Origin of the sequence: Bombella pollinis, assembly GCF_026385485.1 — a bacterium.
Classification (GTDB): Bacteria; Pseudomonadota; Alphaproteobacteria; order Acetobacterales; family Acetobacteraceae; genus Bombella; species Bombella pollinis.
Genome location: NZ_JANIDX010000003.1, coordinates 138,106 through 153,438 on the forward strand (window position 1 = coordinate 138,106; position 15,333 = coordinate 153,438).

Annotated in this window: 15 protein-coding genes; 10 read left to right on the forward strand and 5 right to left on the reverse strand. The window is 54.0% G+C overall.

The genetic code is table 11. The features are described 5' to 3' along the window. Positions 1 to 3 precede the first annotated feature (3 nt). The 10 genes from NQF89_RS04025 to glmM all read left to right on the forward strand — a co-directional run bounded on the left by NQF89_RS04025 (position 4) and on the right by glmM (position 10,708). Positions 4 to 432 (forward strand): YbgC/FadM family acyl-CoA thioesterase, encoded by a 429-nt coding sequence (locus NQF89_RS04025; RefSeq protein WP_099026213.1) that lies wholly within the window; start codon positions 4 to 6, stop codon positions 430 to 432. Positions 433 to 543: 111 nt separating this feature from the next. Continuing rightward, positions 544 to 1,275 (forward strand): protein TolQ, encoded by a 732-nt coding sequence (gene tolQ / locus NQF89_RS04030; RefSeq protein ID WP_266137563.1) that lies wholly within the window; start codon positions 544 to 546, stop codon positions 1,273 to 1,275. Between the two features lie 5 nt (positions 1,276 to 1,280). Further along, positions 1,281 to 1,709: a protein TolR gene (gene tolR / locus NQF89_RS04035; RefSeq protein ID WP_266137564.1), complete on the forward strand. Its 429-nt coding sequence runs from the start codon at positions 1,281 to 1,283 to the stop codon at positions 1,707 to 1,709. 64 nt (positions 1,710 to 1,773) lie between these two features. Then, entirely contained in the window at positions 1,774 to 2,742 is a 969-nt protein-coding gene (locus NQF89_RS04040; RefSeq protein WP_155573471.1) for an energy transducer TonB, read from the forward strand. Positions 2,743 to 2,766: 24 nt separating this feature from the next. Beyond that, positions 2,767 to 4,134, forward strand: coding sequence for a Tol-Pal system beta propeller repeat protein TolB (gene tolB, locus NQF89_RS04045; RefSeq protein ID WP_266137566.1), 1,368 nt, complete (start codon positions 2,767 to 2,769; stop codon positions 4,132 to 4,134). An 85-nt stretch (positions 4,135 to 4,219) separates the two neighbouring features. Next, positions 4,220 to 4,708, forward strand: coding sequence for a peptidoglycan-associated lipoprotein Pal (pal, locus tag NQF89_RS04050; protein ID WP_266137567.1), 489 nt, complete (start codon positions 4,220 to 4,222; stop codon positions 4,706 to 4,708). A 108-nt stretch (positions 4,709 to 4,816) separates the two neighbouring features. Next, a complete protein-coding gene (locus NQF89_RS04055; protein WP_196424572.1) occupies positions 4,817 to 5,782 on the forward strand; it encodes a tetratricopeptide repeat protein in 966 nt (321 codons plus the stop codon). Further along, a complete protein-coding gene (tilS, locus tag NQF89_RS04060; RefSeq protein ID WP_266137568.1) occupies positions 5,760 to 7,133 on the forward strand; it encodes a tRNA lysidine(34) synthetase TilS in 1,374 nt (457 codons plus the stop codon). The genes NQF89_RS04055 and tilS overlap by 23 nt, the downstream gene beginning before the upstream one ends. A gap of 169 nt (positions 7,134 to 7,302) precedes the next feature. Further along, a complete protein-coding gene (gene ftsH, locus NQF89_RS04065; RefSeq protein ID WP_266137569.1) occupies positions 7,303 to 9,195 on the forward strand; it encodes an ATP-dependent zinc metalloprotease FtsH in 1,893 nt (630 codons plus the stop codon). 142 nt (positions 9,196 to 9,337) lie between these two features. Continuing rightward, complete coding sequence (glmM, locus tag NQF89_RS04070; RefSeq protein WP_266137570.1) at positions 9,338 to 10,708, forward strand: phosphoglucosamine mutase; 1,371 nt, start codon at positions 9,338 to 9,340, stop codon at positions 10,706 to 10,708. A gap of 67 nt (positions 10,709 to 10,775) precedes the next feature. Here the strand turns inward: glmM and NQF89_RS04075 are convergent, their stop codons facing one another. The 5 genes from NQF89_RS04075 to NQF89_RS04095 form a co-directional block, all read right to left on the reverse strand. After that, complete coding sequence (locus NQF89_RS04075; RefSeq protein ID WP_155572847.1) at positions 10,776 to 11,540, reverse strand: response regulator transcription factor; 765 nt, start codon at positions 11,538 to 11,540, stop codon at positions 10,776 to 10,778. 481 nt (positions 11,541 to 12,021) lie between these two features. Next, the gene (locus tag NQF89_RS04080; protein ID WP_266137571.1) at positions 12,022 to 12,465 is read right to left on the reverse strand and encodes a hypothetical protein; all 444 of its coding nucleotides are present in this window, start codon (positions 12,463 to 12,465) and stop codon (positions 12,022 to 12,024) included. A 21-nt stretch (positions 12,466 to 12,486) separates the two neighbouring features. Then, a complete protein-coding gene (locus NQF89_RS04085) occupies positions 12,487 to 13,725 on the reverse strand; it encodes an aminopeptidase (protein WP_266137572.1) in 1,239 nt (412 codons plus the stop codon). Positions 13,726 to 13,762: 37 nt separating this feature from the next. Next, positions 13,763 to 14,827, reverse strand: a complete 1,065-nt coding sequence (hisC, locus tag NQF89_RS04090) for a histidinol-phosphate transaminase (protein WP_266137573.1) — start codon at positions 14,825 to 14,827, stop codon at positions 13,763 to 13,765. Further along, positions 14,824 to 15,330, reverse strand: coding sequence for an ankyrin repeat domain-containing protein (locus NQF89_RS04095; protein ID WP_155579112.1), 507 nt, complete (start codon positions 15,328 to 15,330; stop codon positions 14,824 to 14,826). The genes hisC and NQF89_RS04095 overlap by 4 nt, the downstream gene beginning before the upstream one ends. Positions 15,331 to 15,333: the final 3 nt, after the last annotated feature.

A 15,333-nucleotide genomic window follows, 5' to 3' on the forward strand; every position in this document is an offset into this window, starting at 1 on the left:
GGTATGGCGGCCCATCATTGTCAATTTCGTGTCTATTATGAGGATACGGATGCAGGGGGCATTGTGTATCATGCGCGTTATCTTGGCTTTGCAGAGCGTGCGCGGGCAGAGGCGTTGCGCTCTTTAGGGCTATCTGTAGGCGAGATGGCCGCAGAGGATGGGATAGGCTTTGTCGTCCGGCAGTTGAATATCCGTTATCACGCCCCATTGCGGTTGGATGAGCTGTTAGAGGTGGAGACAAGCCTCCTGCATGCCAGCGGGGCGCGGTTGATGTTGCGGCAAATCATCACCAATCACAGCCGAGCGGGGCAAAAGGCCGTGGTGATTGAAGTAGAGCTAGCGTGTTTAAAACTCGCCAGCATGACCCCCTTGCGTCTGCCCGCCGTTTATCAAGCGCGGTTGGAGGGGTTAAAAGACCTGACAAAAGATTAACGATTAAAGATATTTGCTCTTTCCTCCCCTTGTGCCATTGAAAAAAGGTCATCCTACTGCAACATGAAGCAGTAGTTTTTTAATTGATGGACTATGAGATAGGAGAGCGGAGTGGATCAGGCTGTGAGTTCGAGTGCCCTGGGTGCTGCTGGGGCAGCGGGGATGTCTCCCCTTCATCTGTTCCTGAATGCTTCGTTCGTGGTGCAGCTTGTGATGGTAGGGTTGGTGCTATGTAGCATCTTCGTCTGGGCTGTGATTGTGGAGAAGTTCCTTCTTCTTCGCCGTGTGAATCAAGAAGCCAGCGCGTTTGAGGACCGTTTTTGGTCCGGTGGCTCGTTGGATGACCTCTATGATAGCGAGGGGGCACGGCCTGTTCATCCTATGGCTGCGGTATTTGGTGCGGCTATGGGGGAATGGCGGCGGTCCTCCCGTATTGCGGGGATTGATGTGATTCATGGCGGTACGTCCGAGCGGATAGACCGTGCCATTGGCATTACGATTGCCCGCGAGACGGACCGTCTGAACCGCTATGTTGTGCTGTTGGCTACGATTGGCCCGGTGGCTCCCTTTGTGGGGCTGTTTGGGACAGTCTGGGGAATTATGCACGCTTTTAGCTCTATTGCCTCAATGCATAACACGAATCTTGCCGTGGTAGCCCCGGGTATCTCTGAGGCTTTGTTTGCTACAGCGATTGGCTTGATTACCGCCATCCCTGCCTATGTGGCGTACAACCTTATCAGCCGCGCGATTGATAATTTTGGCGACCGGATGGAGGGTTTTGGTACGGAGTTTGCTGCTATCCTCTCCCGTCAGTCTGAAGAGCGTGGCGGCGGGAAGGGCTGAAGGTCATGGCGTTTTCCTTACGGAGCGGGCGGCGGACCCGGCGGAAGCCAGAATCGCATATTAATGTGACGCCGCTGGTTGATGTGATGTTGGTGTTGTTGATCATCTTCATGGTTACAGCACCGATGCTCACAAGTGGTGTGAATGTGGACCTCCCGCAGACGAGTGCTAAGCCTGTTAATGCGGATAATAAGCCTATTACCGTGTCGATTAAGAGCGATGGCAGCCTTTACCTAGGGGAAGACTCGGTGAGTGCGGAGGAGTTAGTCTCACACTTGCAGCAATTAGCGAGTAATGATTCCGGGCGGCGGATTTTTGTCCGCGCTGATGCGAAGATTGATTACGGTAAGGTGATGAGCGTCATGGGTCAGATTACCGCTGGGGGCTTTACTCATGTGGCCCTTCTTGCCCAGCAGCCACAGGGCGGGCAGTAAGGAGCTGTTTGTGAGTTTCTCCTCATCTTCACCTTTTGATGAGGCTCCACCGCCTTATCCGCGGTTGGGGCGAGAGCCTTCCAGCTTGGTGACAGGCGGGGTAGTGGTCTCGCTTTTGCTGCATGGTGGGTTGTTGGTCCTTTTACTGTGGCACCCTCAGCCATTACCACCGGAGCCGCAGCCAGAGCAGACGGTTGCTATGGTCTATGAGAGTACAGGCGGCCCTCATGCTGCGGCAAAAGCGATGCAGAAAGCCGATGTGCCTGCTCCTCCTGCGCCGGTAGAGACGAAAGCTCCCCCCGCGCCAGAGCCTGCAAAGCCACAGCCTGTTGAGCCTCCACCGCCTGCCCCGCCACCACCTCCCCCTGCTCAAGCTGAGCCGGAGCCCGCGCAGGTGGCTGCTAAGACGCCCGTGCAGCAAAAGGCTCCCGTGCAGGAGAAGGGCGAGGTGAGTGATACGCCTAAGCCTCAGCCAGTGCCCGCGCGTAAGCAGGCGCAGGTGAAGGCCCCAGAGCGTGTGGTGGAGAGGCCGCCGACTAAGGCGCAGCCCTCCCATACGGAGCAGGCGCATGAGGCGAAGAAAACGCAAGCTGATAGTCGCTCTTTGTTGGCCACGCTGGATGAGTTCCGTAGCCAAGCAAAGCAGGAGCAGCCGCCTAAAGCGCATCCTAACCCGGCACAAGGGGGGTCTCCTCACGGGGGTGGGCGTGTTGATGGTGATACGGCCGCCCTGACAAGCGGGGAGCAGAATGCCATTGGTTCTTCCGTGCAGCGTTGTTATCAAGAAGATACATTAGCGCGGAATTATCAGAGCTTCTCAGCGCGTATGATGGTCACTGTCGATGCAACAGGTGAGGCACGTATGGTGACCTTCCTGCCAGAGACGCGCGCCCGCATGGCGGCGGACCCGGCTTATCGTGTTCAGGCTGAGCGCGCGCGTGATGCGGTGTTGAGCCCTGTATGTTCCCGCTTGCCTGTACCTAAGCGACTTTTGGGGCAGGTGCGGCAGTTTCGCTTCCTTTTTAAGCCCTAAGGCTGGATTTATCTGAGGTAGGTCATGTCATTTTTTTCCGATGCTGAAGCTGGTTTTCTTCAGAAACATCTTTCCCGCCGGTCCCTTATGGGCGGGGTGGCTGCGGGGGGTGTTTTGGCTACGCCGCTGGGCCTTTTAGGGGGGCGTGCTTATGCCAGTGGTGAGGCGGCTCCGGCAGAGATTACTGTAGCCAATGCTCATCAGGCACCGATTCCTATCGTGGTGCCTAATTTTGGGGCGGGGCTAGGGGATCAGATTTCTAGCGTGATTACCGCAGACCTTAGCAGCACAGGGTTGTTTGAGGTATTAGGTGGTGATGTTCCCGCCTCTCGCCAGCCAGATTTTCATGCGTTGAAAGCCCGTGGCGCGCGCGTTGCTGTAGCGGGGAGCGCAACAGGGGCGGACAATGTAAGGGTCGAGATGCGCTTGTGGGATGTATTGGCAGGCCAGCAGATGACAGGCCGTGCTTATACGGCCTCTCAAAGCAACTGGCGGCGGATTGCTCACATCATCGCTGATGAGATTTACAAGCGGTTATTAGGTGAGGACGGGTATTTCGATACGCGGATTGCCTATATCGCGCGGACAGGCCCGCGGCGGCATCAAACAACCCGTCTTGCGATTATGGACCAAGATGGGGCGAACGCGCATATGCTGACCAATGGCAGCTGGTTGACGTTGGAGCCACGCTTTAGTCCAATTAGCGAGAAGCTTGCGTTCCTCTCCTATGCCAATAATCGCCCACGCGTTTATGTCTATGACCTCAATAGCGGGCAGCAGACGATTCTTGGCACATTTGAGGGTATCTCTTTTGCGCCGCGCTTCTCCCCTGATGGGCGGAGCATTATCCTCTCAGCCACAACGCGTGATGGCGGGGCGGATTTGTATCTCATTGACCTTGCTACGCAACATCGGCGTAAGCTGACAGGTACCCCAGGTGTGATTGATACCAGCCCGTGCTTTAGCCCTGATGGGCGGAGCATTGTCTTCAACTCCGATCGTGGTGGTTCACCCCAGCTTTACGTTATGAGTGCCGATGGGGGGAATGTACGGCGGATTTCTTACGGGAATGGGCATTATGGCTCCCCCGTATGGTCACCACGGGGGGATCAAATTGCCTTTACGCGCATTGGTCATGGTGGATTCTCCCTAGGGTTGATGGGCCCAGATGGTGTTGGTGAGCGGACCTTGACAGAAGGCTTCACGGTGGAGAGTCCCAGTTTTGCGCCTAATGGCCGGGCTTTGGCCTTCTGCCGTCAAAATGCCGCTGGAACGGGGGGATCTGGTTTTACCTCTACCATTGAGGTGATTGATGTTGCTGGGTTTAACGAGCATAGCATCCCCACCACAACGGGCGCGTCAGACCCGGCTTGGTCTCCTTTACGGCGGTAAGGGGTATTTCGGTTTTTCTTGTTCGCGCAGTGCGGGCGGGGGAAGGCTCCCTCATATAGGGGGAGATTATTTTGGAGGAATGGTTATGAAAATTACAAAGATTGCCGCTTTAGGCATGGTTTGCGCTTTGGCTGCATGTAGTGGTGGCCATAGAGATGATAACGGTGATGGCAATGGCCAGAACGTATCCCAACAGCAATATAATCAGGGTCCCACACCGGGCAGTGAGGGTGACCTTGTTGCCACAGCAGGGGATCGCATCTATTTCGAGCTGAATAAGAATCAGCTTGATGGCGATGCTCGCGCAACATTGGATAAGCAGGCTGAGTGGTTGGCTCGTTATCCGCAGGTGAATATTCTCATCGCAGGGAATTGTGATGATCGCGGGACAGAGGAATATAATATTGCTCTGGGGCAGCGTCGTGCCAATGCGGCGCGTGAATATTTGGAGGCCAAGGGTGTTGCTCCAACACGCATCATGACCATTTCGTATGGTAAGGACCGCCCAACAGCTGATGGTGATACACCAGATGCATGGGCACAAAATCGTAACGCGATTACCTCTGTCCGCTAAGAGTAGTTAGGGGGTTGATGCCCCTTATGGGGAGAAATCGGGCCGGTTGGAGAGACCGGTCCGATTTTATATGTAATGATGGCTCATCGGTGGGGAGTTAAAGAGATTATGCGTCATTCTGCTGAGACTATGACAAGCATGACATGTGCGGTGATGCGGGGGTTAGGGGGGCTTGCCCTGCTATCTTACGCAGTAGCTTCGGTGGCATGGGCGGATGATTCCCTCTCGCGCGAGGCGATCATGAAGCAACATCAAGCTCTTGCTCAACAACATGAGCATAATGCGGATGAGGGCGGGGAAGCTCTTGATGACCTAAGCGATAGCGGTGCCAGCACTGCCGAGCCAGAGACATTGCCTTCACCCGCTCCTAGCACATCAGAGGGGCGCGAGGAGACAACCCGTGCTGCGGCGTCATCGCATCAAAGGGGCAGCAGCGACCTGGTGACCACGCTGCTTGAGCGCGTCACGGCGTTGGAAGGCCAAGTGCGGGAGATGCACGGGCAGATGGAGCAGATGAGCAATCAACTCCATCAAGATGAAGCGACAGTGAATAAGCAGCTTGGTGATATGCAATTTGCTTTGGAGAATGGCCATCATGCTGCGGCTACCCCACATGCGGCGGAGAGCCATGCAACCCCAGCGGTAGTGGGTGATGCGCCTTCTGCTGCCTCTGCGGCGGTTGTGCCTCATAATGGGGCAGATGCCTTACAAGCGGGGCGAGCTGCTTTGAAAGCACATAATTACAAAGAGGCTGAGGAGCAGGCCCGTCAGGCTATTAAAGAGGGTAAAACGGGGTGGAGCAAAACAGAAGCTCAGTTCTTGCTCGCGCAATCTCTAGCGGGGCAGAAAGCTTATAAAAATGCGGCTTTAACATATTATGATATTTATAGCCGTACACCGACCTCTCCCCGCGCGCCGGAATCACTGCTTGGGGTTTCGGCCTCTATGTTGGCGTTAGGCAATAAAGCGGCCTCCTGCGAGGCATTGCAGCGGTTACATAAAGAGTTCCCCAATGCATCTGCACGGGTAAAGGCGTCTGAAAAAATCTTCCGTGAGAGAGCATCTTGCCATTAAGGCGGGGGTAGGGACATCGCCCCCTCATCTCATACAGGCTGGGGAGGCAGAGCCGCTTACAGAGGTCGAGTTTCGCGCTTTGATGGCGTTGGTGGAGCCTATAGGGCCTGATGAGGCAGGGCATCCGGTTTGTATTGCGGTATCGGGCGGAGGGGATTCCATGGCCCTTGCCCTTTTAGCGCGGCGATGGCGGCGGCATGTTCTTGCGTTAGTGGTGGACCATGCGTTGCGTGAAGAGTCCGCAGCGGAGGCCCGTTTAACATGTGAGCGTTTAGTGGCGTTGGATATTCCCGCGCGGTTATTAACATTAGGGCCGTTGGCTGCGGGGGGGCTACAGCAACGCGCACGTGAGGGGCGTTTTGCTGCTTTGGAGGCAGCATGCGTGGACGCTGGAGCAACGGTTCTTTTGGTTGCCCATCATGAGGCTGACCAAGAAGAAACACTCTGGATGCGGCATGAGCGTGGCAGCGGTACGCGAGGGCTAGCGGGTATGGCCCATCGTGCTGCGCGTGGGCGGATTATAGTGGCACGGCCATTATTGGGGGTCAGGCCAGAGCGTTTACGCGCCACATTGCAGCAAGCTGGTGTGGCCTGGTGCGAGGACCCGTCTAATCAAAATCGCCGGTTTCGCCGTGTTCAAGTGCGGCAAGATATAACCTCAGCGCAGCGGCGTATGATGAGGGAGCTGCAACAAAAGGCGTGTATAGCCCAGCAAGAGGATGACGCATGGGTAGCGCGCTTCCTTGCTCATGGGGTGGCGTGGCAGCCAGAAGGATGGCTAAAGCTGGCTCCTTTTCTGATTCAAACAGCGCATGAGAGGCCGCATATCTTTATAGATGATGGGCTGGATGAAACGCGCTTTGCCGCTTTATGTGATGAGGTGATGGGCCGATTGATTCGGCTCATTGGGGGGCAGGATTATGCTCCTACGCGGCATGCTGTGGCTGCTTTGCGCCGTGCTGGGCATGGGGCGTTAGGGCGGGCTTGTCTTACCCCGTTAAAAGGGCAGGAGCGAGGTTGGATGTTGTACCGTGAGGCACGCAATCTTGCAGGGGCTATGCCCGCTTATACAGGGCAATGGTGGGATGGGCGATGGCGATATTACGGGCCGGAATATTCTGATGTAGTGATTGCTGCTTTAGGCATGCAGGCTACGCGATGGCGTGAGGGGCGTGATGTGCCTGCCTGCATCTTACCGAGTCTGCCGGCTTTATGGCGTGGGGAGGAGCTTGTGGCTGTGCCAGAGGCTATGCGTGGTTTGCGCTCTGATGTCCCCCGTGTGGCTTTTGTATGGGAGGGGGGAATCCCTGTTACGGGTGAGCGTGATTGGCAGAGTGGCTACGCTGAATAGAGGCTATGTAAAGATGAAATCTCTTACATAAATGCAAAAAAGAGCGTCTTTTGTCCCCTTTCTACGTTGTAAGGGGTAGGAACCGAGGCAGAAATACCTATCTTGAGGGGACTAGAGAGAGTCGTGTGGGGTGAAACTGCATGGCCTATTTAATGGGGTATGAAAATAGATGAACAACATTGGCCGTAATGTTGCGATTTGGGTGGTCATCGTTTTGGCAGCCATCGGTGTGCTGGCAGCATTCCAGCCCGGTAGTCATCAGGTGACTCAAAAAATTGCTTATTCCGATTTTGTGCATGACGTGGAAGGCCATGAGGTGCGCTCGGTGACCATTCAGGACCAGAATATTTCTGGTGTACTGACGAATGGGACATCTTTTGAGACATACGCCCCAGAGGACCCGATGCTCGTCCCGCGTCTTACCTCTGCTGGTGTGCAGGTGACGGCTCATCCATCGCAGAGTGATGATAATTCGGGCTGGCGTTATATCATGGCGTATCTGCCGATTCTGCTTTTGCTCGGCTTAGGCTTTATGTTGTTTCGTCAGATGCAAAATGGCGGTGCCGGTGGGCGTGGGGCGATGAGCTTTGGTAAATCGCGCGCTAAGATGATGGTCGAGAAAAAGAGCCGTGTGACTTTTGCCGATGTTGCTGGGATTGAAGAAGCTAAAGAGGAACTGGTCGAGATTGTCGACTTCCTAAAGGACCCGCATAAATATACCCGGCTGGGGGGGAAGATTCCCAAAGGGGTGTTGTTGGTTGGCCCGCCCGGTACCGGTAAGACCTTGCTCGCCCGCGCCGTTGCGGGGGAGGCGAATGTGCCTTTCTTCAGCATTTCCGGTTCTGATTTTGTGGAGATGTTTGTCGGTGTTGGGGCATCGCGTGTGCGCGATATGTTCGAGCAAGGGAAGAAGAACGCCCCCTGCATTATCTTTATTGATGAGATTGACGCAGTTGGCCGCCATCGCGGCGCAGGCATGGGCGGCGGTAATGATGAGCGTGAGCAGACGCTGAATCAAATGCTCGTGGAGATGGATGGGTTTGATAGTAATGAGGGCGTCATCCTGATTGCTGCGACTAACCGCCCTGATGTTTTGGATTCTGCTCTGCTGCGTCCCGGTCGTTTTGACCGCCAAGTGGTTGTGTCGAACCCGGATGTGAGAGGGCGTGAGAAGATTCTTCAAGTCCATATGAAGAAGTTGCCGCTCTCCTCTGATGTGAATCCAAAAGTGATTGCGCGTGGGACCGTTGGCTTCTCTGGTGCGGAGCTGGCTAACCTTGTAAATGAGGCGGCGTTATTTGCGGCACGTTTGGGCTTGCGGACAGTAAGCATGGCGCAATTTGATGAAGCGCATGATAAGGTACGGATGGGCGCAGAACGCCGCTCTGCCGTTATTGAGGAAGAAGAGAAGAAGATGACCGCCTATCATGAGGCGGCACACGCTTTGGCGAGTTATTATAGCCCGAGTGCTGACCCAATGCATAAAGCAACGATCATTCCGCGTGGGCAAGCTTTGGGGATGGTGCAGTCCTTGCCGGAGAAAGATAATCTTGCCTACCGGCGGCAATGGTGCCTCTCTAGGATTGTGATTTGTATGGGAGGTCGCGTTGGTGAGGAGGTTATCTTTGGGCATGATGAGGTAAGTGCCGGGGCGGCTGGTGATATTCAGTCGGCAACAGGCATTGCTCGGCAGATGGTCACACGATGGGGTATGAGCGATAAGCTGGGCATGATGGACTATGCTGATCAGGATACACTCTCTGGCATCACAGCACGGGAGGTGGATCAGGAGGTCCGCAAAATCCTGGATGAGGCCTATGCTACATGCCGCCATATCATTCTGACCCATATGGAGGCGTTTCACCGTGTTGCGCAGGCCTTGTTGGAGTATGAAACTCTAACAGGTGAGGAGATTGGTCGTCTCATCCGTGGGGAGCCTTTAGGCCGTACTGATGAGGAGAATCAGTCCTTCCATGGGCGTAGGCCTTCTGTGCCCTCATTTATTCAAGGGGTGAGTGCTTCTGTTGGGGATGATGGGCCGGTAGCTCCACAACCGGCTTAACGATTCCTTTTAAAAAAGAGGGTTAAGAGCAGGCGTATGGCGGAGGTCATGCGCCTGTTTTGTTAGGGGAAGGCCTTGCGTCCTAAAAGGGAGGCTGGCATCACAGCGGCGATGGGTGTTTTAGTCGATAAAGGGGAAGGGCATGGCAGGTAAACGGACGTTTTTCGGCACGGATGGTATTCGCGGTACGGCGAATATGGCCCCCATGACGGTAGATATCGCCCAGACCCTAGGCCAAGCGGCTGGCTTGTATTTTTGCCGCCAGAGTGAGACAGGCCGCCAACATCGCCATACGATTATTGTGGGGAAGGATACGCGTCTTTCTGGCTATATGATTGAATGTGCTTTGGTCTCTGGCTTTTTATCTGCCGGGGTGGATGTCGTGCTGTTAGGGCCTTTACCTACGCCAGCCGTTGCGTTTTTAACGCGGTCTTTGCGAGCGGATTTAGGCGTGATGATTTCTGCCTCGCATAACCCGTTTACGGATAATGGCATTAAACTTTTTGGCCCTGATGGCTTTAAGCTCTCCGATGCTGTCGAGGCAGAGATTGAAGCTCTGATGGCGGAGGATTTAAGTGGGCAGCTCGCCTCTCCTGCGGCGATTGGTCGTGCCTCTCGGCTGAATGACGCTGCAGGGCGTTATATTGAGAGTGTGAAATCATCCTTCCCCCGTGGGCTACGGCTGGATGGGTTGAAGATTGTTTTGGATTGCGCTCATGGCTCAGCTTATCGTGTGGCTCCGGTCGCTTTGTGGGAGTTGGGGGCAGAGGTCATTACTTTGGGGGCTTCCCCTGATGGGCTGAATATTAATGATGGCGTTGGCTCCACCCATCCAGAAGTCCTATGTGCTGCGGTGCGTGAGCATAAGGCTGATTGCGGCATTGCGTTAGATGGTGATGCAGACCGCGTGTTGATTGTAAATGAGCGCGGCGAGATAGTGGACGGAGACCAGATTTTGGCTCTGATTGCGACCTTATGGCAGCGGTTAGGCTGCTTAAAAGGGACTGAAATTGTCGCAACAGTGATGTCCAATATGGGGCTAGAGGCTTACCTTGCCACGCAAGGTTTAAGCTTATACCGCACGGCGGTGGGGGACCGCTATGTTGTGGAGCGGATGCGCCAAACAGGGGGGAATCTAGGGGGGGAGCAGTCTGGCCATATGGTGTTGTCTGATTATGCGACAACGGGTGATGGGCTGTTAGCGGCCTTGCAAGTGCTGGCGGCGTTGGTCGAGACGGGTAAAAAAGCGAGTGAACTTTGTCAGTTATTTACCCCTTATCCGCAGCGTTTACAGAATGTGCCGTATCAGGAGGTGAACCCGATGACGCATCCTGATTTAAAAGAGATTGTGCAATGGGCGGAGGAGCAGCTTGCTGGGAAGGGGCGGCTTCTTTTGCGGGCGAGTGGGACAGAGCCTTTAATTCGCGTTATGGTCGAGGCGCAGGATAAGGCGTTGGTTGATATGGTTGTAGAGCGTGTAAGTGCGTATATTCGTACATTAACAACAGCTTAGGGTAAAAAAGAGGGGACATTCTGTAACAAGAATGTCCCCCTTGGGAGTAGTGAAGCGTCAAGGCTGGTTAGCCAGCATGACAGAGGTCAGCGACATTATTACTATGGCCCACTGTTTGCGGTGCCGTAGCTGTGAGGGTTGGTGTTGGGGTGGCTGTTGTTGTGGGGTCTTGCAGAATATACCCACGGCCCCAGACAGTGATAATCATATGGCCCACACCAAACCGCTGTAATTTACGGCGGAGCTTGCAAATAAAGACATCAATAATCTTCATTTCTGGCTCATCAATGCCGCCATAAAGATGGTTTAGGAACATATCTTTAGTAAGCACAGCCCCTTTACGGAGGAGGAGAAGCTCTAAGATGGAGTATTCCTTGCTGGTAAGGTTGAGGAATTGGCCATTCACACTTACCATACGTCCCTCAAGGTCAAGCTCCAGCGGCCCAGCGGTGAGGCGTGGCTCTGGCACCCCATAGGCACGGCGTGTTAAAGCTTGGATGCGCGCTTGGGTCTCGCTCATATCAAAAGGCTTGGTGACGTAGTCATCTGCCCCAGCAGAGAAAGCGGCAACCTTCGTTTTAGCATCTGCATGGGATGAGAGAACCATGATGGGGGTCGTCAGCCGGGACCGCCGCAACTGGCGAATCAATTCCTCACCGGACTGGTCTGGTAAGTCCAAAGCGGTGATGAAAAGATCGTATTGGTAATGTTTGAACATGTCGAGAGCTTCATTAGCTGATTTGACATGCTCAACCTGATAAGAGAACCGTTCCAGCACGGTAATGAGCTGTTCTACAGCGATGCTGTCACTTTCAGCGATAAGAATACGCATAATTCAAACTCCCTTAGACTGGTTGTAGTATGGGGAGTTTATTGCCAATAATGCAACCCTAGATTGTTTAATGGGGGTATCACACAACTAAAAGTATAGGTTTTACGAAAGCTTGTTGCTAGCTCGTTTCGAGCAAAAGTGATGTTCAATCACGATAATTTTACATTTTCCCCTAAAGTAAGGGGAAAGTATCTTCAACAGTTATTTAAACCTTAAATGATGTATATCGGATATAAATTTTTTTGTATCTGTTTTAAATCAAATATTTAACATTCATTAATAAAAGAATTATCTAATTTAATTTTTAAATTAACGTAAAATTATTATATCGTGAACATAATTAACGGGTATGCTTATTATTTTGTGTCTATTTATTGGATTTTTCAATTACTTGTAAGTCAATTTAATGCCATCTTTTCGCCATAAATAGCCCATTATCAGGGGAGTGAATGAAGACGAATCGCATTTTCGTGAAGTCGCTTTAAGCCTGCCCGACATTATTATGCGTTATCGCCAATATATGAGTGATGTGTTCGACCGTTCCAATCAAGGCGCAGGCAACGGGATGGGTTTTATCAGCAACAAAGACAAGGCGTGTCTGGGCGGAGCTTGGGAAAAGGTCCGTTTGGAGGGTAAAGACGGTGGCGTCCTCTTTATGTTGTTGCTCGGCCTCTTTGGCGGCTTCACTGAGGAGGCGAGCGCAAATACGTTCTAAGGCAGGGAGGAGGCGCGCTCCAATTTGTGCCTCTGTTTCCTCTGGCGTGGTTTTATGGTGCGCTATTAGCTCCTCCCACCCTGCGCGGGTGAGAAAGCAGGGGATGCTCCCTTCTGGTGTCTCTCGCTCAGCACGGAGGATGAGACCGTTTTGAGCGAGGGAGAGGACATCCAACTTAGGTAGATGGGCAGGGTCGAGCGTAATGGCCATGGGCGTTTATCCTGCTTGACGTTACACCCATTCCCCTGCACGCATGAGAGGAACGCGCTGGCCGTCTTTCACACCATCAATATCAATCTTGCCAGAGCCAATCATCCAATCAATATGAATCATGGAGTGATTGGCCCCACGGGCGATGAGCTCATCTTCGCTCAAGCCTTCAGGGTCGATCATACATTTTGTGTAGGCTTGGCCGAGGGCTATATGGCACGCGGCATTTTCATCAAAAAGGGTGTTTTGGTAGAGAATACCGCTTTGGGAAATTGGTGAGGAATGAGGCACAAGGGCCACCTCCCCAATGCGGCGCGCACCTTCATCACTCTCCAAAATCCGTTGGAGGACATCTTCGCCCTTTTGAGCATGGGCCTCCACGATGCGGCCTTTCTCAAACCGGACCTGAATCCCATCAATGAGGGACCCTTGATGAAACAGCGGCTTCGTGCTGGAGACGGTACCTTCTACCCGCGCACAATGGGGAGTCGTAAAGACTTCCTCCGTTGGGATATTGGGGTTGCAGACCACACCATTGCCCGCAGCTTCTGCCCCACCTGTCCAGAGGTGCCCATCTGCGAGGCCAACGGTAAGGTCCGTTCCCGGCCCGGTGAAGTGCAAGGCATCAAACCGAGCGTCATTGAGCATAGCAGCGCGGGCATGGAGGGTTTTATTATGCTCTGCCCAAGCCGCTACAGGGTTTGCAACATCCACGCGGGAGGCATGGAAGATGCCTTTCCATAAGGCAGCGAGGGCTTCATCCTCTGGGAGATGGGGGAAGACCTGCTGCGCCCAAGCGGGGGTAGCACAGGCGATGATGTTCCAATTAATATCAAAGCTTGTGATAAGCTCCATCGCGGGGCGATGAGCAGCGGAGCTTGCCCGGCTCGCACGGGAGATATGCTCGGGGTTTTGCCCCTTTAGAAGGGTGGGGTTGCCCCCGGTGATGGCCATGCGGGCTGCGCCATTGCGGAAGGCTTCAGCCATGCCATTGGCCAGCCAGCCCGCAGCTGTATCAAAGCTCTCCTCACGGGCGTGGTGGAAACGGGCCAGAGTGGTTTCATCATCCTGATACAGCGTTGTGACGAGTGAGGCCCCTGCTTTATAGGCATGGGTGGTGATGCGCCGGATAAGCGGGACGGCTTCCAGCCCTGCGGTAATAACAAGCTGCTGGCCGGGTGTAATATTTAACCCCGTGCGGACGGCAACTTCTGCTAGACGGTCTAAAAGCTGGTCATGGGTGAAAGAAGATGTAGGCATCGTCATATAATCCTTTGGAGAGGCTGCATGGGGGCGTTTAGCGGGGGAGTATGTCATCAAGTGCGGTGAGGAGGCTATCCATCTCCTCATCTGTGCCGATGGTGATGCGTAACCAATCGCTGATGCGTGGGCTATCACCTTGATGGCGGACAATGATGGCGCGTTCCCGCAAGGCGGTGAAGATATGCGCCGCAGAGCAAGAGGGATGATGGACTAAAATAAAATTAGCCGTGGAGGGGAGGACTTCCATCCCACGCTTTTGCAAAGCCGTGATAATGCGCTCGCGCGTGGTGATGATGCGGGCTGTTGTTTGTTTAAGCCATGCCTCATCACGGATGGAGGCTTCCGCCCCTACTTGGGCAGGGCGGGAGAGAGGGTAGGAGTTGAAGCTATCCTTCACGCGTGTCAGCCCTTCAATTAAGGGGGGCGAGCCGATGGCGTATCCTACGCGCAGCCCTGCTAATCCTGATGATTTGGAGAAGGTGCGAATGACAAGAAGATTGGGATAGCGGTCGATTAAGCTGATAGCACTCTCCCCACCGAAATCCACATAGGCTTCATCAATCACCACAACCTGTTCCGAGACGCGTTGGAGAAGTGATTCAATGGCCGGTAAAGGCAGGCTGATGCCTGTATTGGCATTAGGGTTAGCAATGATGATGCCTCCCGTAGGCCCCTCATAATCTTCTGTCGCGATGGTGAAATCATCGCGTAGTGGGATGGTACGGTATGTTAGCCCAAATAATTGGCAATAGATGGGGTAGAAGCCATATGTCACATCGCTGAAGAGGACAGGGGCATCATCTTGGAATAAGGCGCGGAATGTGTGAGCGAGGACCTCATCAGACCCATTGCCGACAAAAATACACTCAACGGGGACATTTGCTTGTGCGGCAATGGCTGTACGCAGGGCTAGGGCGGTAGGGTCTGGGTACAAGCGCAGCGTGTCATCAGCACTGGCTTTGATAGCCTCTAGCGCGCGCGGAGAAGGGCCGTAGGGGGATTCGTTGGTATTGAGCTTAACCAGTTTTGCCATGCGTGGCTGCTCGCCGGGGATATAGGGCTTGAGGGTATGGACCCGTTGGTTCCAAAAGCGGCTCATGGGTTTGGTGCCTTTGCTTCAAAGAGGCTGCCAAGACCTTGACGATGGGCAAGGTCGCGTGCGGAGAGGCCCTCAGCATCGCGGAGGTCTGGGTTGGCCCCATGGTCTAGCAAGAAGCGCGCCATTGCTTGCCGCCCAAACATGATGGCGAACATAAGAGGTGTCCGCCCTGCATGATTAGGATGATCCACCTTCGCCCCATGCTCTAAGAGGAGGCGGGCAATGGGTTCAAAGCCTTTAAAGGCCACACCGGAGAGGGCGGTTGCCCCTTTTGCATCCACGCCATTAGGGTCGGCCCCGCGCTCTAGCAGCAAACGCGCGGTATCGAGCTGCTCATTATAGGTTGCGACAATGAGGGGCGTATAACCTTGGTTGTTGGTGCAATCTGCGGGCATCCCAGCGTCCAGAAATTGCGTAACAAGGTCAGTCTCCCCATTACGGGCAGCATCAATAAAGAGCGTGGTAATTTGCTCTGGGGTGAAGGACATAGTGGGTTGGGACATGGG